Origin of the sequence: Ruegeria sp. A3M17, from assembly GCF_003318255.1 — a bacterium.
Taxonomy (GTDB): Bacteria; Pseudomonadota; Alphaproteobacteria; order Rhodobacterales; family Rhodobacteraceae; genus Ruegeria.
This window is the reverse complement of the sequence record NZ_QOCF01000005.1, coordinates 60,928-78,743: the sequence shown is the minus strand read 5'-3', so window position 1 is coordinate 78,743 and position 17,816 is coordinate 60,928. Positions and strand designations below refer to the sequence as shown.

General features: G+C 53.9%; 16 protein-coding genes and 1 pseudogene. 6 read left to right on the top strand and 11 right to left on the bottom strand.

Translation table 11 applies throughout. The features are described from left to right. Positions 1-183: 183 nt before the first annotated feature. Positions 184-1,119 carry a LysR substrate-binding domain-containing protein gene (locus tag DS906_RS02640; protein ID WP_113788700.1) on the bottom strand — a complete coding sequence of 312 codons (936 nt, stop codon included), beginning with the start codon at positions 1,117-1,119 and terminating at the stop codon, positions 184-186. Positions 1,120-1,356: 237 nt separating this feature from the next. On the opposite strand from DS906_RS02640, the gene DS906_RS02635 reads away from it, so the two are divergent. From DS906_RS02635 to DS906_RS02615, 5 genes are all read left to right on the top strand, one after another. Further along, positions 1,357-2,310 carry an ABC transporter substrate-binding protein gene (locus tag DS906_RS02635; protein WP_058277107.1) on the top strand — a complete coding sequence of 318 codons (954 nt, stop codon included), beginning with the start codon at positions 1,357-1,359 and terminating at the stop codon, positions 2,308-2,310. Between the two features lie 82 nt (positions 2,311-2,392). Continuing rightward, positions 2,393-3,421: a glycine betaine/L-proline ABC transporter ATP-binding protein gene (locus DS906_RS02630; RefSeq protein ID WP_058277106.1), complete on the top strand. Its 1,029-nt coding sequence runs from the start codon at positions 2,393-2,395 to the stop codon at positions 3,419-3,421. Beyond that, positions 3,421-5,403, top strand: a complete 1,983-nt coding sequence (locus tag DS906_RS02625) for a proline/glycine betaine ABC transporter permease (protein WP_113788699.1) — start codon at positions 3,421-3,423, stop codon at positions 5,401-5,403. The genes DS906_RS02630 and DS906_RS02625 overlap by 1 nt, the downstream gene beginning before the upstream one ends. A gap of 14 nt (positions 5,404-5,417) precedes the next feature. Continuing rightward, complete coding sequence (locus tag DS906_RS02620) at positions 5,418-7,817, top strand: DUF1989 domain-containing protein (protein WP_113788698.1); 2,400 nt, start codon at positions 5,418-5,420, stop codon at positions 7,815-7,817. Between the two features lie 54 nt (positions 7,818-7,871). After that, positions 7,872-8,375: a hypothetical protein gene (locus DS906_RS02615; RefSeq protein WP_113788697.1), complete on the top strand. Its 504-nt coding sequence runs from the start codon at positions 7,872-7,874 to the stop codon at positions 8,373-8,375. Between the two features lie 536 nt (positions 8,376-8,911). Here the strand turns inward: DS906_RS02615 and DS906_RS02610 are convergent. The 6 genes from DS906_RS02610 to DS906_RS02585 form a co-directional block, all read right to left on the bottom strand. Continuing rightward, the gene (locus tag DS906_RS02610) at positions 8,912-9,589 is read right to left on the bottom strand and encodes an aspartate/glutamate racemase family protein (RefSeq protein ID WP_113788696.1); all 678 of its coding nucleotides are present in this window, start codon (positions 9,587-9,589) and stop codon (positions 8,912-8,914) included. Positions 9,590-9,596: 7 nt separating this feature from the next. Beyond that, a complete protein-coding gene (locus DS906_RS02605; protein WP_369933982.1) occupies positions 9,597-10,310 on the bottom strand; it encodes an ABC transporter ATP-binding protein in 714 nt (237 codons plus the stop codon). Positions 10,311-10,322: 12 nt separating this feature from the next. Further along, the gene (locus tag DS906_RS02600; RefSeq protein ID WP_113788694.1) at positions 10,323-11,105 is read right to left on the bottom strand and encodes an ABC transporter ATP-binding protein; all 783 of its coding nucleotides are present in this window, start codon (positions 11,103-11,105) and stop codon (positions 10,323-10,325) included. Further along, positions 11,102-12,073, bottom strand: a complete 972-nt coding sequence (locus DS906_RS02595) for a branched-chain amino acid ABC transporter permease (protein ID WP_113788693.1) — start codon at positions 12,071-12,073, stop codon at positions 11,102-11,104. Before DS906_RS02595 ends, DS906_RS02600 begins: the two co-directional genes overlap by 4 nt. A gap of 19 nt (positions 12,074-12,092) precedes the next feature. After that, positions 12,093-12,962, bottom strand: a complete 870-nt coding sequence (locus tag DS906_RS02590) for a branched-chain amino acid ABC transporter permease (RefSeq protein WP_113788692.1) — start codon at positions 12,960-12,962, stop codon at positions 12,093-12,095. Between the two features lie 95 nt (positions 12,963-13,057). Continuing rightward, positions 13,058-14,245, bottom strand: a complete 1,188-nt coding sequence (locus DS906_RS02585; RefSeq protein WP_113788691.1) for an ABC transporter substrate-binding protein — start codon at positions 14,243-14,245, stop codon at positions 13,058-13,060. Between the two features lie 110 nt (positions 14,246-14,355). Here DS906_RS02585 and DS906_RS02580 point away from each other — a divergent pair, with 110 nt between their 5' ends. Then, a complete protein-coding gene (locus DS906_RS02580) occupies positions 14,356-15,189 on the top strand; it encodes a GntR family transcriptional regulator (RefSeq protein WP_233494661.1) in 834 nt (277 codons plus the stop codon). Between the two features lie 104 nt (positions 15,190-15,293). Here the strand turns inward: DS906_RS02580 and DS906_RS02575 are convergent. The 4 genes and pseudogenes from DS906_RS02575 to DS906_RS02565 all read right to left on the bottom strand — a co-directional run. Further along, positions 15,294-15,497 (bottom strand): annotated as a pseudogene (locus tag DS906_RS02575) (DDE-type integrase/transposase/recombinase); the annotation flags it as partial. Continuing rightward, entirely contained in the window at positions 15,412-15,681 is a 270-nt protein-coding gene (locus DS906_RS22255; RefSeq protein ID WP_199528448.1) for a hypothetical protein, read from the bottom strand. The pseudogene DS906_RS02575 and the gene DS906_RS22255, both read right to left, overlap by 86 nt. A 755-nt stretch (positions 15,682-16,436) precedes the next feature. Further along, positions 16,437-16,685: a ParB N-terminal domain-containing protein gene (locus tag DS906_RS02570; RefSeq protein ID WP_113788690.1), complete on the bottom strand. Its 249-nt coding sequence runs from the start codon at positions 16,683-16,685 to the stop codon at positions 16,437-16,439. A gap of 74 nt (positions 16,686-16,759) precedes the next feature. Next, positions 16,760-17,452 (bottom strand): hypothetical protein, encoded by a 693-nt coding sequence (locus tag DS906_RS02565; protein ID WP_147235149.1) that lies wholly within the window; start codon positions 17,450-17,452, stop codon positions 16,760-16,762. Positions 17,453-17,816 lie beyond the last annotated feature (364 nt).

Sequence of the window (17,816 nt, the reverse complement as noted above, 5' to 3'; positions counted from 1 at the left end):
TGGGCAAAACCCCCGGTTGGAAAAGTCTGACAACGTCTTGGCCGGATCGGTGGCGCACCAACCCAGATTCGTCTATTTTTCTTTAAAGTAAATAATTATTCCCATGGGTCAATACGTGTGTTGTAGTTGCCAAACAGCCCACTGCCAAATTCAATATCAATACCCAGCCGCCAACAACCCAAATCAGGCGTATCTTTTTCGTCCCGCACTGAGACCCAGTAGCCAATCTTCGACTATCAACTGCTCTGGAGAAGCACTGTTGAAAGGTCTTTTCAGCAGGTAGTATCCTGACTCCGTTCGCACCGATGCACCCTGGACTGGTCTGACCAAAGCGCCGCTTTCAAGCAATGGGTCAACAAGATGGGCCCAACCCAATGCAATTCCCAACCCATCAACCGCTGCCTGTACGGACAATGGGTAGGTGTTGAACGCGACAGCCTGTTCCATCGATAACGTTGATACACCATTGCCGCTGAACCACGCACGCCATGTCATCCATTCTGCATGGCCGCTGGTGACTTCAATAAGGTCAAGTTCCGGTAGCGCAGAAAGATCCGCCGCATTGGGATTACTTTTTAGGTACTCGGGACTGCAAACCGGAAAAACGGTTTCTCCGAACAGAAGCTTTGCCTCATACCCCGGCCAGCCGCCATCCCCTCGCAGAATTGTCAGGTCCATAGAATCCGACAGACATTCCGCATCACTGTCAGAAGACACCAAAGAGATACGGATACGGCCATTGGATTTGTTGAACTTGCGAAGTTGCGGCATCAGCCAAAGAGACGCAACAGAATTGGTCGCCGAAATCGAAACCGTATTGGCCTGATGCTTAGCCAGCATGTCGCGGCTGACATCCCGCATCAGGTCCAGTGATTTTTCCACGGTCGCCAACAGGATGGCACCCTGCTGAGTAAGGGAAACAGAACGATGCCCCCTTACAAACAAGGGCACGTCATAGTGCTGTTCCAGCAAGCGCACTTTGCGGCTGATTGCGGTCTCTGAGATGTTCAGCACCTTGCTGGCTTGCGCAAAACTCTGCGCCTTGGCAGCGGCCTCAAATGCCAACAAATAGTCCAGCGGCGGCAAGACTTTCCCGGTGACTGGCGCTTTTTTTGGCATTTGGGGGCCTTTTCCCGAGCTGGACGACGGCGCGATCAAAAACATTTGCCCGCATCTGGCAACATTCGATCAGGCAACTGTCTGTTAAGATAGCAAAAAGTCGGATTAGCCTCAAGAAATTATGGTCAAAGCCCCTCAAATTTCTGTTCTGCACATTAGACGATCTTAGGCAGAATGCATGAATTCGGGGCCGGAAGAGTCCTCAACTCAAAAATGAATGTCACTCAGGGAGCAAACATGAAACTTACAAACCTACTTTCTGCTGCAACCTTGGCAGCAGTAGCGGGAACTGGCGCGGCTGCCGAAGACAGCAGCGACCCGATCGTAATCCCCATTCACAACTGGTCCAGCCAGATCGTGATGTCGAACGTTGTAGGCCTGATCTTCGAAGAGATGGGCAACAACGTAGAATATGTCACCACCGACAGTCAGGCCGTCTATGAATCGGTACGTTTGGGCGATGTCGCGCTGGAGATGGAAGTCTGGGAAGGTGCCTTTGGTGCATCCTACCGCGCGGCACTGGAAAAAGGTGGTCTGCATGATGCGGGCGATCATGATGCGGTCACGCGCGAGGATTGGTGGTATCCGATGTGGACCAAGGAATCCTGCCCGGGCCTGCCTGACTGGCAGGCACTGAACGACTGTGCGCACCTGTTCGCCACAGCCGAAACCGGTGACAAGGGCCGTTATCTGGATGGGCCGGTCGACTGGTTGAAGCATGGTAAAGAACGCGCCGAAGCACTGGATCTGAACTTTACGGTGATCAATGCGGGTTCAGCCGCAGCCCTTTGGGCTGAGATTGGCGCGGCAGAGGCCGACAAAACGCCGGTTTTGGTCTTTAACTGGACGCCAAACTTCGCCGAAGCTGTTTGGCCAGGTGAGTTCGTTGAATTCCCGGCATGGGAAGATGGGTGCGACAAGGATCCAGCCAAGGGTCCCAACCCGGAAGCGCTGTATGATTGTGGCAACCCTGCCGAGGGTTACCTGAAAAAGGCGGCTTGGGATGGCATGAAAGACAAGTGGCCGGCCGCGTATTGCGCCCTGACCGAGATTTCTTTCACCAACCCGCAGATTGCTGAGATGGCGAAGCTGGTCGACACTGATGAGCTTGAGCCGGAAGAGGCAGCCGAAGAATGGCTGGACGCCAACCGCGCCGTCATTGATCCTTGGATCAGTGCCTGCAGTACATAATCCGGTTGCATCCACCGAAACTGGCGCGGCCTTGAACATCTCAGCGATGTAGGGCCGCGCTCAACACGAAAGAAAGGCAGCCATGTCCGCCTCAGCGCCTGTCATCTCAGCCAAAAACGTCTGGAAACTGTTTGGGCCCTCGCCAGAGAGCTATCTGAAATCTCTGGCCGCTGGCCGCAGTTTCGATGAGATCCGCGCGGATGGGTACATCGCCGGTGTCAAGGACGTCTCGATTGAGGTCGCTCGTGGCGAGATGCTGGTCATTATGGGCCTGTCAGGATCAGGCAAGTCCACGCTAGTGCGGTGTTTTTCACGCCTACACGATATTACAGGCGGAACGATTGAAGTTGACGGTCAGGACATCATGAGCCTGACTGAACGCGAGCTGATTGAGCTGCGCCGCAACAAGATGGGGATGGTGTTCCAATCCTTCGGTCTGTTGCCACATCGCACGGTATTGGACAACGTCGCCTTCCCGTTGGAAATGCGCGGGCAAGATCGCTACGACCGGCGCGAACGCGCACTGGAGGTCATCAAATTGGTGGGCCTTGAAGGTCGGGAAGAATATTTCCCGCGTGAACTCAGCGGCGGTCAACAGCAAAGGGTCGGTATCGCCCGATCACTGGCGATTGAGCCGGATATCTGGTTTCTGGATGAGCCCTTCTCGGCGCTGGATCCGTTGATCCGCCGTGAAATGCAGGATGAATTCCTCCGTCTGCAAGAAATGCTGGGCAAAACCATCGTCTTCATCACGCATGACTTCGATGAGGCGCTGCGTCTGGCCGATCGGATTGCCATCATGCGCAACGGCGCGGTCGAACAGTGTGACACCCCCGATCAGATCGTGATGAACCCTGCCACCGAGTATGTGGCCAAATTTACCGAAGATGTCGACAAGGCCCGGGTCGTACATGCGAAGGGGCTTGCAAAGCCTGTGAATGGTCATGCTTTGGAGGGCGCGCCGATCAATGGCGGCTCGACTATTCACGAATTGGCGCGTGTACTGGTAAATGACAAGCGCATCCTATTGCCGGTCGCGAATGACAAAGGCGTTGTCACCGGGGTTCTGGAACGTGACACCGCGTTGAATGTTCTGCTTGGGGCGGAATGATGGCGACGCTGTCCACCGACATATCGGACACAAGGGACGGCCCGTGGGGGCAAACCAAAGTCCTAACCGCGCTGCTGGTCACCGCTCTTGCACTGATCCTGGCTAAGGCAATTGGCATTCTGCCCGAGTGGCTGAATCGCATTCCTGAGGCTGCTATCCCGCCAACGGCACAGGTTTTGGACGCGATTTTCAACTTCATTCAAAATGACCTCGGTTTGATCTATGTCACCCGCTTTATTGCAGAAGGCCCGCTTGAGTTTCTGCTGGATACCTCGGCGAACCTATTGGAGGGCAAGCGTCGCTGGCCCTATCTGGGCCCGATCCCATGGTCCGCGATTGCCGCAGTGGCAGCCGTCGTCGGCTATGCCGTTGGTGGATGGCGTTTGGCTGCCTTGGGCGCGGGCACCTTCATCTGGACCGCGGCAATCGGACAGTGGAAAATAGCCATGCAGACGATGTCCGTCATCGTGGTTGCGGCTCCATTGGCTTTCTTGCTGGGTCTGGTACTGGGCATCGCGGCCTGGAAATACGGCTGGTTCGAGCGGTTGCTGAAACCCATCCTGTCCGTACTGCAAACCCTGCCCTTCTTTACGTATCTCTTGCCAGCAGTGATCTTCTTTAAGGTCGGACCGACAGCTGGGGCCGTCGCAACAATTACCTTTGCCATCCCACCAATGATCCTGATGACCACTCTGGGCCTGAAAAAGGTCAGCCCCGAAGTGATCGAAGCAGGCCAGATGTCTGGCTGCACACGCTGGCAGATGTTGCGCCACGTCTACGTTCCAGCCGCGCGCACCGAGGTACTGGTCGGCGTCAATCAGGTGATCATGCTGTGTCTTGCGATGGTTGTTCTGACCGCTTTTATCGGAATGCCCGGTCTTGGCGCGAAACTGCTGGCGATGATGGGTAGTTTCAAACTGGGCCGCTCTTTCGAGATTGGCGTAACCATCGTCCTGCTGGCTGTCACGTTGGATCGGATGTCAAAGGCCTGGGTCCTCAAGCAGCCGGTGCACTTCGAACGCGGGACACCGTGGTGGAAAAGGCATCAGATTTCGCTGGTCGCACTAGGTCTGTTTTTTGGATTTACTCTGCTGGCCCAGGTGTTTCCGATCCTCGCAGAAATTGGTCGCAAGCAGCATCTCAGCCAGGGCAAGGAAATCGACGTGGTGATCAAGTCGTTCCTGGCCATAGACGCGATCAAGGGCACAACCGAATGGCTGCGCTGGTTCCTGAACGTCAAGGTATTGATCCCGTTCCGGAATACGCTACTCGCCATTCCAACTCCTGCATTTATCCTGCTGGTTGTATCCTTTGCCTATTGGGTCGGTGGCCGAAAGCCCGGCATCTACGCCGCAATCTTCTTTACCATTGTCGCCTTCTCGGGCTGGTGGGATCGGTCGGTCATCACTCTCTATACTGTGATTTCAGCGGTCGCGCTGGCGACTATGATCGGTATCCCCTTGGGCGTTGTTGCAGCCCGGTCCAACCGCTGGTCCAAGAGCATCCTGCTGGCCTGCGACACCGCGCAAACCTTCCCAAGCTTCATCTACCTGATCCCCGCGATCATGTTGTTTGGGGTCAATGATGTGGCAGTTGTGTTCTCAATCCTGATCTTCGCCGCCGTGCCGCTGATCCGCTACACGATTATTGGCCTCAGTAATGTACCGCCGGAAATGACCGAGGCGGCAGACATGTCCGGCTCGACCCGTCGGCAAAAACTGATGTCGGTGCAATTTCCGCTGGCGTTGCCGACAATGGCGGTCGGATTCAACCAGGCAATCATGTTCGCCTTCTTCATGGTTATCATTGCCGCCTTCATCGGCACCCAGGATCTGGGGCAAGAACTGCAACGAACGCTGGCGGGCACCGAACTGGGCAAGAACTTTGTGCTGGGCCTGAACGTATCGCTGATGGCACTGACATTTGACATGGCGATCAGCAGTTGGGCCGAAAAGCGCAAGCGCGCTTTGGGGCTGGATTAACCGGAGTTTCGGAGATGAACGTAAAACCCGTATTCGAAGTTCCGTTCGAACGCAGCGGAGTTTTGGCCCCCGGCCTTCCGATCCTGCCACATGGAACGGAACGCCACCCGGTCCCCGGAATGGGGTCGCGCGCTGTTCCGGTTTCCAAAGGCGATACGATAACCTTGTTGGACCGCGACGGGATGCAACAGGCCGAGATGGTCTTCTTTGCCCCTGACCGGAGTTCTGATGCGGCCATGTTGGGTGCTTTGGGACATGGACGTCCGGATGGTTTGATTGCGACGCTGGCAAATGGATCGCCGTCTGGCAAGAAAGTGCTGCGCGCTCTGGAAGTTGCCGGATTTAACATCGGAAGAGGTGACGCGATCCGGGCGTTTACCGACGGGTCGCGCCCCGGTGACATGGTGCATTTCGTCGCCGAATGTGATGGCCTTCTGATCGTGGCTGCACCCGGGAAGGCGATGCGTCCCGAAGATAACAACCCTCCCACGGATATCATACTGTACATTCAACGCTCTGCGCCCGGTTTGGAAAAACCCGATGTGGGACCACCCGAACCGCTGGCCGATCCGCTCAAGGACTTCAATATTCAGCCCGGCAATGCCCACTCGTACGAGGTCAGGGCCGGTGAGTTCATCCAGATTGTCGATGTTCGTGGGCGTGAATGCTCGGATTTTCAGGCCTTCAGCCGCCGAGCACTGGATCAGGGGATCGAACGCGAGATTGATCCCACCACTACGCGCAGCCTGATGGGCAGCTTGTATCCGAAACCGGGGATTTTTTCGAAATACTGGTCGGTAGATCAGGAGCCGCTGATAGAGATCGTTCAGGATACCTGCGGTCGTCATGACACGTTTGGTCTTGCCTGTACGGCGCGGTATTACGAAGATCTCGGTTATCCCGGCCACGTGAATTGCTCGGACAATATCAACAAAGATTTGGACCAATACGGCATCAAGCCGCGTGGTGGCTGGCCTGCGATCAACTTCTTTTTCAACACGATGCTGGACGACACCAATGCCATCGGAATGGACGACCCCTGGTCGCGCCCCGGTGACTTCGTCCTGCTGCGCGCGCTGACCGATCTGGTCTGCGTCAGCACCGGTTGTCCCTGCGATATTGACCCGGCAAATGGCTGGAATCCAACCGATATTCAGGTGCGAACCTACAAAGCGACCGAAGATTTCAAACGTTCCTATGGCTATAGAAAATCTGCGGAGGCGGATGTGGAAGAAACCAAGAAAACTGCATTTCACGACTGCTTTGCACAGCACACCCGTGATTTCGTCGAATACAACGGATATTGGCTGCCCAACACAATGACCAATCATGGTGCCATTGCCGAATACTGGGCCTGCCGGGACAAGGTTGCTGTTATGGATCTCAGCCCATTGCGGAAATACGAAGTTGTCGGACCCGATGCAGAAGAACTGTTGCAGCTTTGCGTGACTCGCAACATGAAAAAGCTGAGCGTTGGTCAAGTCGTCTATACGGCTATGTGTTATGAGCATGGCGGGATGATCGACGACGGCACCGTCTATCGTTTGGGTGAGACGAACTTCCGCTGGATCGGTGGGAATGATACCAGCGGATTGTGGCTGCAAGAACAGGCGCTCAAACGAAATATGAATGTGTGGGTGCGCAACTCTACAGACCAACTGCACAACATTGCGGTTCAGGGACGGCATAGCCGCGAAATCCTTTCGAAAATCTTCTGGACCCCGCCTCAACAACCGACGATCGAAGAACTGCCATGGTTCCGGCTTACCGTGGCTCGGGTTGGTGATGTGCAGGGGACATCTGTGGTGATTTCCCGGACCGGCTATTCGGGTGAGCTGGGATATGAAGTCTTCTGCCATCCCAAGGATGCCGTCGAGATCTTTGATCGCGTCTGGGAGGTTGGCCAGGAATATGGCATCGCTCCGCTTGGACTCGCGGCACTGGATATGTTGCGGATCGAAGGTGGCTTGATCTTTGCCGGGTCCGAATTCGACGATCAAACCGATCCCTTCGAGGCTGGCATCGGCTTCACAGTACCACTGAAATCAAAGTCCGACGATTTCATCGGGCGGCCAGCGATTGAAGAACGCAAGGCCCATCCTCATCGCAAACTGGTCGGTTTCGAGATTGAGGGAGGTACGGTCCCCTCGCCCGGCGACTGTGTACGTGTAGGAAAGGCGCAAGTTGGAGAGATTACCAGCGCGATGAAATCACCCATTCTGGGCAAGGTCATTGCGTTAGGCCGGGTTTCGGTCACTCATGCCGTCGTCGGAGCTGACATTGAAATCGGGCAACTGGACGGCCAGCAAAAGCGCCTGAAAGCCAAAGTCGTGCCTTTCCCGCATTTTGACCCAAAAAAGGAACGCGTGAAGGGCAACTATTCAATTGTTGATGTTCCTGATGCAGCAGAATGACGACTCGTTAACAAAAATATTGGTCACAGGGATTCTCTCGCCCTGGCGCAACGTATGCGATTGTTTGCCGTGCTAAAACTGCACGGCATCAGGAGTTCTGTCTACCGCGCTCCAGCGTCCGATATCGAACCTCACAATGGTGTCTCGGTGTGTTTTTGGCTTTCACTTGTGACGGTAGTGTTCGTTCAACCGACCATTGGACTGGCTGCTGAATGCGCACAAATTTCTGCGCTTGAAAGCTATGATGACACCGGGATTGCGCCTGTTGGGTCCGTATGTCAGCCATTCGATGGCATGGGTAATTCCCGGGGCGTTTCGTGTTATTGGGAATTTCAGTTCAGAAGCGATGATGCCACAATCTACTTCGACGACACATGGGCTGAAGTGACGCGTTGCCGAGACGGTACACCTGCTCCGATTGATAGGCAGGTCAATCACCCAGACAGCTATGAACTTAGAGAATTGAACGCCGGAATTCGTGTCTATCGGGTTGCCATAAAAGACAAGAGCCAAGAGAAGCGCACACTGGTTTTCCTGAGTGTCGAGCACAACAACTGAGGCGACTGTTTGACGTCAGTGCAGTTGGGATTGGTGGAAACTGCGTTTTAATCACAACCTTGGGTGTGCAAAAGATTCTGTCCGTCGTCTGAAACTGTGATCTTTAATGACTTTGTTGCCAACTTTTTATCCCTCTGACTGAGGTGAGGTAATCGTGCTAAAGGCCTTACGGATTCAGACATAGGCTAACCGCGGCAATCATATTCAAGGGCATGCATTTTCCAAAAGAAATGATCCTGCAAGCAGTGTTCTTTCACCTCCGACACTCAATTTCGGCCGCCCGATTCCGATTGATATGGTCAGGCGGAAATTCTTGAAAAACATCATTGAGCAAGATCAGTGAGCGTTCTTTGTCGATCCGACGATTCAAAGCGATCTGAAGCGCATCGAAGTCGAACTCGGCAAACATTTTAGCGGCCCGCAAGCAAGCAGAGCCGCCCAGGGCACGGCTTCGACATCACCTTTCTGAGTGTCATCCAGACGGGCCGTTTACCGCGCTCGTTCCACCGTTCGTTTCGAACCATGGCAATCACTGGTCACGCGTAGGAACAAAGCTTCGAGGTCGTTAGCTTGGCTTTCACCAAGGCTTCTGCAAAAGTGACGGCGCAGGCAACACCATCGACGACCGGCAGGCCGAACTCTTCTGAAAGTTGCGACATGAGGTCCGTCATCCCTGCGCAACCCAGAACGATGGCTTCAGCCCTGTCTTCATCAATCGCCGCCCGAACTTCAGCCCGTATCTTGTCGACGGTCTTCGGGTCGTTTTCCTCAAGCTTCAGAACCGGAACATCCGAAGCCCGCACCCGAACACAACGGCGGTCCAGACCATAGCGCAACAGGTTCGCCTCCAACCCTGCAAGTGACCGGGACAATGTTGTAATGACGCTAAATTTTGGACTGATCATGGATGCGGCGTGATAGGCGGCTTCACCAACGCCGATCACTGGGGCAGACGTGACGCAGCGCACCGCATCAACGCCGGTGTCGTCGAAACAGGCTACCACGATTGCATCCACGTCCGGATATTGCGAAACGACGTCCAATAGGCCCGGCACACAGGTCGAAACATCCAGGTATCCCTGAATACTGGCCGGACCATCTTGCGAGTTGACGGCCACAATCTCGGTTTCGGCATGCGCGACCGCCCGCGCCGCAGCCTCGATCTTTCGGGTCATGGAATTTGTGGTGTTAGGGTTGACGACAAGCAGTTTCACAACATCCTCACACTTCTCCGCCCAGATAGGCAGCTTTGATCCGAGGATCGGTCAGAAGTTCCTTGGAATTTCCTGAAATCACGACATTCCCGGTGGTCAACGCGTAAGCCCGGTGCGAGATCGACAAAGCCATTCGCGAGTTCTGTTCGACCAGCAGCACTGAAACGCCCTCGTCCCGATTGATGGCCACGATCGAACGAGCAATGTCCTGTACCAGTTTGGGCGCAATGCCCAACGATGGTTCATCCAGCAATAACAGGCGCGGTTTAGCCATCAGTGCGCGCCCGATGACCATCATCTGCTGTTCGCCACCTGACAGTGTGCCCGCCGATTGGGAATAGCGTTCTTTCAAACGCGGGAACCGTTCCAGTACGGATTCCAGCGTTTGATGGATACCTGCCTTATCCGACCGGGTGAACGCCCCCATCAGCAGATTGTCTTTCACGGTCATGTAGGGGAAGACACGGCGTCCTTCGGGCACCATGGCGATGCCCTTGGATACGATGTCGGCCGGATTGGTCCCATCGATCTGTTCACCCTCGAAAGAAACCGACCCGGATTTGACCTTGGCCAGCCCGGTAATCGCCCGCAGGATTGAGCTTTTGCCAGCACCATTTGCGCCGATCAATGCAACCGTTTCACCCTGTTCCAGGTCAATCGACACACCTTTCAGCGCATAGACGTGATCGTAGTAGAGCTCGACATCCTTGAAATCCAACATCTTTGTCATGGTTCAGATCCCGATCTCGTCATCTGCGCTGCCCAGATATGCTTCGATGACTTTTTCGTTGTTCTGGATTTCAGCAGGTGTGCCTTCGGCGATCATTTCGCCAAAATTCAGCACAACAATCCGGTCGGAAATATTCATCACCGCAGGCATGTCGTGTTCCACCAAAAGGACTGTGACACCTCGGTCATCACGCACCTTTCGCACCAGATTGACCATCTTCATGGTCTCGTCATGGTTCATTCCAGCAAAAGGTTCGTCCAACAGCAGGACCTTGGGGTCAGTGGCCAGACCAATTGCGATCCCCAACGCACGCAGGTTGCCTTGTGGCAGGTTCGAGGCCTGCTCATTGGCGATTTCGGTCATGCCAAGGAAGTCGATCAGATCGTCGGCATATTGCCCAAAGCTATCGACATCCTCATGCGCCGTCTTCGTGCCCCAAAAGTACCCCGCCAATGAGGCGCGGGCCCGCAAATGCTGAGCAACGATGATGCTTTCGCGCACAGTCATCGACTTGAAGATTGTCGTTTCCTGAAACGTGCGGACAACTCCCTTACGCGCCACCACATGAGGCTTCAGGTTTGAAATCCTCTCGCCCTTAAACAGCACTTCCCCTGCCGTCGTGGGCAGAAAGGACGAGATCATCTTGAACAGGGTACTTTTACCGGCGCCATTCGGACCGATCACCGACAGGATTTCGTTTTCATTGACGTTGAAAGAGATATCACTGTTGGCGGTCAGACCTCCGAACTTCTTGGTGACATGGCGAACTTCCAGAAGATGGCTCATTTGTCGGCCTCCTTCTTTCCAGGCAGCCGAAGGCTAAGCAGGCCGTTGGGAAGAAACAGCATCAAGATGATCAACATGCTGGAATAAGCCAGCAGCTGGAAGCGGCCGAGCTCAAACAGCAGATCCCAACCAAAGTACAGAACCAGCGTGCCCAGCATTGGACCAAAGACATAGCCCAGCCCTCCAAGGAAGCAGTTCAGCATGAAATTCACACTATCGGCGACCTGAAAGCTAGAAGGATAGACCGACTGCGCGATTGAGCCGAACATCGCCCCGCCTATGCCACCCAGAAAAGACGAGATCGCGAACACGATGACCCGGATGTACGAGATATTGACGCCGATAGAACTTGCCAGCTCCTCGTTCTGCTGCATCGATCGGCACAGATGGCCAAGCCGCGAATTCACCAGCCGATACATGGCGGCGAAGGTCAGTACCATCAGCACGCTGGCAGCGTAGTAAAAGGCAAGCCTTGGGTTCTCCAGCGTCGCAAAATCCGGGATCAGGGTCAGGCCCAGAGCCGACACCCCTCCGGGCAGCGGGATCGAGGTGATACCCTTGGCCCCATTTGTGATTGGCAAGGCCAGCGCGGTCAGGGTGACCACCTGCGTCAGCACCAGCGAAATCATGGCAAAATAAACACCGCGCAGGCGCAGGATCGGAACCCCGATCACAACCGCCACAGCGGCGGCGAACAGTCCCGCCAGCGGCAGTGACAGCCAGAATGACATGCCAGCTTTGGTCACCAAAACGGCCGAAACATAGGCCCCGATCAGGGCAAATGCTCCCTGACCGATATTGATGCGCCCGATATAGAAAGTTAGCCAAACCCCTGCGCTGGCAATAGACAAGAGCGCCACCGAGGTCAGAGTATAATACAGGTCGGACCGCCCCGATGCCGCGATAAAGCCAGGTATTGCGATGAAGACGGCCAGCAGGAAGATAACCACACCGGCCCATTGGATCATGTTGAGTTTCGGCACTGCGTCATCCCCACGGCTTGCCCATCAGCCCTTGTGGACGGATGGCAAGGAATAACATCAGCGATACGAAGATCAGCAGATAGGTGATGTCGCCATATTGCGAGAGAACGGCCAGACCGATGGCTTCGAGGAACCCAAGAATGATCCCACCTGCAATTGCGCCGGATATCACCCCTGCACCACCGATCATCACCATCATGAAGGCTTTGATCGAGGTCGGTCCGCCCATGCCAAGATTGACGCCCGTGATGGTCACCAGCAATCCACCAACCAGACCTGCCAGCATGGCGCCAAGCGCGAACCCGATCATCGAATACCGGGCGACGTTGACGCCCATCAACTGCGCTGCCGTGCGATCCTGCGCCAGCGCCCGAAGTGCTCGACCAGTTTTGGAATATTGCATGAACAGGATGAACGAGACGATCGACAGAATGGCCAGAACGCAGATCAGGATGCGATCATAGGGCATGATCAATCGGAAATCCCAATTGAAAACCCCATCAACAATTTTGGGGACTCCGCGCTGTTTCTCGCCAAAAACAAGCAGGATGACCGCGTCGAAAAAAAAGGCCAATCCCGCCGCCAACAGCATCGTGCTTTCCTCGCGCGAAGATCGCCGTATGACCGGCGCAAACAGAAAACGCTCGATCAATGCGCCAAGCACCGCAAGGGTGATGCAAGACGCCAAAAGCGCCACCACAAACGGCCAGCCCAGTTGGCCGTAAAATGTATAGGTGACAAAACCACCTAGAACATACATTTGTCCGTGAGCGAAATTCAGTACGTTCATCAGGGCGAATATCAGCGTCAGTCCAAGGGCGATCATCGCATATTGCGCGCCCAGATAGATGCCGTTTGCTAGTATTTGTTCCATGAGTTTCCCGCGTAAGGTTCGGGTATCCCGGGCTGATTATTAGCCCGGGATAGTGAGTGGTTTGTTAGGTTATTGCCTGAGTTGGGAGTATTGCCTCAGTCGACTTCAGCAACAAAGAGCGTTTCAAACGCGCCATCCTGATAGACATTGACGACCAGTGGAACGGCAATCTGCCGCTTTTGTCCAAAGGACGTTGTCCCCACATAGCGCATCTTTGCGTCGCCCTTCATAAAGGGATTGGGGGCTTCGAACGTGTCCATCGTTGTCTGGAACACCGCGACATCTTCAATACCGGCCGGGTTAGCATTCAACGTCGCCAGAATGTACTCCAGCGCATAGACCTTGGTGTTGGACTCGTCATTGTATTCGCCGAACATATCAGTATAGCGTTTGACGAATTCCTTCATGTCATCCGATGCAATCTCAGGCGTCGACGCGCCGCCAACCGAAATGAACCCGTTGGCCAGATCCCCTGCCCCTTCGCGCAGAACCGTCGCATCCTGCGCGGTTTCGGTTGAGATAATACCTTGGAACCCGAGCTCGCGGGCCGAACGGATCAGCTGCGGGGCATTGGCCGGGGAAACGCCGGACAGGACCAGCAAGTCAGGCTGTGTGCGCATGACGGGGGTTAGAACCGGAGTGAAATCCGTAGTGTCCACCTGATAAGTTACGTTGTCAGAAACAACCTCAAGCCCCAAAGCCTTGGCAGCATCGATACCTCCATCCCGTTGGCTGAGTGGATCGGACTCGTTCGCGGCCACAAAAGCAACGGAATTTACGCCCTTTTCATCCTTGAGGTATTTGTAGATCGCGGGACCTGATTGATAGTTCGCAACCATGCCCAGAACGGCGTTTGACGCCGGGGCCGAGTACAGCTCTTTCGGGAAAGCATAGGGGAAATACATGATCCCCTGGGCTTCGGCGACAGGTCGCACCGCTGCAGCACCGTCATCCACGTTGGGACCGACCACATAGTGGATACCTTCTTGCGCCATCTTTTCCATACCGGCGATCGCGCGCTTGGGGTCCTTTTGGTCATCAAAGGAAACGATTTCGATATCGTAAGTGGTGTCTCCGATCTTGTAACCGCCGGACTCGTTTATCCAGTCGGCTCGTGCCTCCATAGAACGTTGATTTGAGATACCCCAGGCTGCCGCCGGACCAGAGGTCACGCCAACAAAGCCTATCTTCAGCACCGGGTTTTCGGCCCAGGCTGTCGATCCAAGGACGGATGCGGCCAAAGCCAAAGCAACAGAAGATTTCATCAGATTTCTGCGTTTCATTATTTCCTCCCTACTGAGGTCTCAGCGCCTCTTCTGAGCGCTTGCAAAAACATACGGTGTCATCGGTCGAATCCCGGTGAACGGGTCAAGTTCTGCATTGTTAACAATCTGTGTCAACATTTTTTGTCATCAGTATCATTGATATTGTCAACGCAATCCCGATATATTGTCAGAAGAAAACCTTGCAGCTATTAAAAATTTTCAGACCACTTCCACCGGTACGGAACGAGATGACAAACCAAGCTGAAGACAAGCTCGACACCTTGCGAACCGATCCAGACGAACAAATGATCGTCGACCGGATTTACTCAGCCGTCATGGAACAAAAGCTCGCGCCCAGAACCAAGCTGAGCGAATTGGCATTGTGTGAAACCTTTGGCGTCGGACGCATGCGCGTGCGCCGCGCGTTGCTGTTGCTCAGCAGTCAGGGGATCGTCGACCTCCAGTCTAATCGCGGCGCCTATGTTGCCTGCCCCAGTGCTGATGAAGCCCGCGAGGTTTTTGTTGCCCGCCTGATGATTGAAACCGGGATCGTGCGGGAACTGGCACGCGACGTTGGTGAAACTGGCGTTCAAACCCTGCGCGCGCATGTCGAGAAGGAAGAAGTCGCGCGCCAAAACGATGACCGAACCGAAATTATTAGCCTTTCGGGTGCCTTTCATGTCGAGCTGGCGAGGTGCCATGAGAACTCGGTTCTGACCCGCGTTGTACGCGAATTGGTAACCCGAACTTCACTGATCGTAGCACTGTTCGGAACAAACCAAGCCTCAACCTGCCCGGATGATGAGCACGCATCTATTATCGATGCTATCGTCAGCGGAGACCCGCAATCCGCTGAAGACGCCATTCGTCATCACCTCCTGCACGTTCAAAACAGTTTGGATCTGGAGCAGACCCAAAAAGCAGAACCTGACTTGGTCAAGATTCTAACCGGGCGTATGTAATTTGAGCCTGTCACAAATTCTTCTAGAGCTGCAAAATGGAACTGGTAAGTCGACTATCCAGCTAGTTGGGCGAACTGCTGAAACGACGAGACACCAGGTGTGAATTAACCTTTAAGGATCATTTTGACCAGTTCGATGCCAGCCAGGGTCGATGCAGCCAAATCGAGAGACGTGAGTCCCAAAATCGGTTTGATCCGACGCTTGATGAACCGATGGTCTTGTTCAATCACGTTGCTGAGTTATTTCCGCCTGACCATCTCGAACGGGATTGGGCAGCCAAAACGTTTCAATATTTTGTTTAGGCTTTGTCGAAAAGTTCTTTAGTAAATGAAGGCCGGTGGAAGTTTCAGCCCTAGTGGCTAGCTTCGCAAACGGGTTGAACGGGCCGATTGCGACACCAAAATGGCCCGCTCTAATCATCTGCGCGACTTTGATCCCATCCAGCGTTGCGGTCGCAATTCTACTTTCGAAGGCGTGCATTTCCAGCAACAAAGGGTGCGCCTTTGAATGAGATTGTCAGGGCCTGCTCCAATCAGTTTTGAGCAAGCGGCTATCAGAAATGCCTGCCGCCTGACAGACAGTCAATAATTGACGACAAAGCCTGGCTGCCATGGATCATATTTCTGGCATATAAGACAGTTTTTGTACTCGTTTGCCATACGTCTGCTTTGACGAAACTGCGCCGTGGGATTCGACTGCATTACCAAGGTCTGGAATGAGCCGCTTTGAACGGCCAAGATGTCCAATATGCAATGTCGCCAAGTCACTTCAAATTTGCAGTCGGCCTATGCCGATTTGTTCTGCGCCTTTTTGCCTGTCTTAGTTGGTCGCTCCCCATGTTGTCCGGCAGTGCCGTTGAGCGCTTGATGCCAAGCAGGCTTCTTGACGGGATTTGCACCCGGGCGCCTTGCCTTGGGTTTTTTTGATTTAGGCATTGGGTGTCCTCTTTTGGTTCCAGACAGGCTTATTAGGTTTGAGACCGGATTGATACTACCCAGTGCGGGCTTGGACATGATTTTAGGCAAGAAGAACCAAAGCAATCCGATCGTACCTCCAGGTGAAAACTCATACGGGTTTGTTTTGCCCCAAAAACATAACAGGTCACTTAAGGATGCTGCGGCGTGCATTTACAGCGTGCGTTCGGGTCTAAGGAATTGCCGAAACTGTGCAGATTTGCGTGCTGCGGTGCGATTGGAGATCCGCACGTTCTTATCCGCTGCGGCGAGGTTGCCAATCCAGCGACGCCGTCAGTGTAATCTGGCACGTACCAGATAGGCTTCGACGGTATCACCACCGAGTGCACGAATGGCCTCCAATCGGTGAAGGCCTTCGATCAGCACAAACCTTTTGTTGTCTGCTCGTATTTGAATCGGGGTTTTCTGGCCATTTTTCAGGATATCTTCGGCCAGCGTAAGAACTTTTTTCTTATCAAGTGTTTTTACACGCTTTACAGGTACATAGATCAATTCGAGCGAATATGATTTTTTCTCTAGCATGATCTACCTTCACAACCTTTCGTGCATTTAAACTGGTTCAGCGTTCTCTTGGAAAATGGACACTGGTACATACCTCATAGAACCGAACGGACAGCATTGCGCAGTTCCTGATGCATGACCCAAGTTGCTGGTTCGTCTTCACCTTCTATGTGAGAAAAAGCCAGGACCTGAACAGCGCCATCATTCTGCGCAGTTCCGGGATCAGGAAGATCCAGCTCCAGATATTCCGCGACCATTAACCCTATTTTTTTGAACACCTTGATGGACGCCTCGCGAGACGTGTAACCAGCCGCATGAGACAATTGGCCAACCGTCAGACCTTCCTTCCCGGCGATGGAAAGTGCTTTGAGTATGGTGATCTGTGCTGGTGTAAACCTGATCTGACGCAATGCTTCAATATACTCTCGTTCACCAGGAACAAGGGTGCCGGAGTTTCCTTCCAACCGGCGTTGGTCACTGCGATTTCTGTCACGCGCTTCGAGAACTTCTTTTAACGCATCAATTGCCGATGCCGGTGTTTCACCAACAGCATCTGCAATCATGGCCTGCGTTTTAGCGGGCGGCTTTGGGAATGCCCTCGCAACACTGTTGCCGCTCAGAATACCGGCTTTTATTAGGTACTTTCCGTACTCTTCTTCAATTACACCGGACACATCGGCATTCCGCGACTTACGAACACTGCGATCCTGAAACGATCTTTGCTCCAGACCTTGTGCTGATGACTTTGAACCCTGAAGAGTTACGGGAGGGGCATTTTTGCGCTTCAAACGAACACCACAACAGTTATCGTTGCGATGAGCACCATGGACACGATCACCAATTTGACCCCGTAGGACCGGCGGCGAGCCTTTTCGGCTTTGAGCCTTTTACCTAGATTTTCGTCAATCGAGTTAAGATTCACGGCTTGGTCCTTCCGGATAGTAAGGCGATTTTGCATTCCAACAGCCTATTGTCGCGGCACGTTTTCATCGCATTTATTGTTCTGGCGTTTGAAGGGTTGATTGCATTCCCATCCATCGCCTCGACGATTCAAATGAGCGTTTGATGGGACGACTATCGTCATGCATCTGCCCTGGTTAGCGCGAAATCCCCGCTCGCATCTCCATCCTGAATAAGTGTCAGACGCAAGAT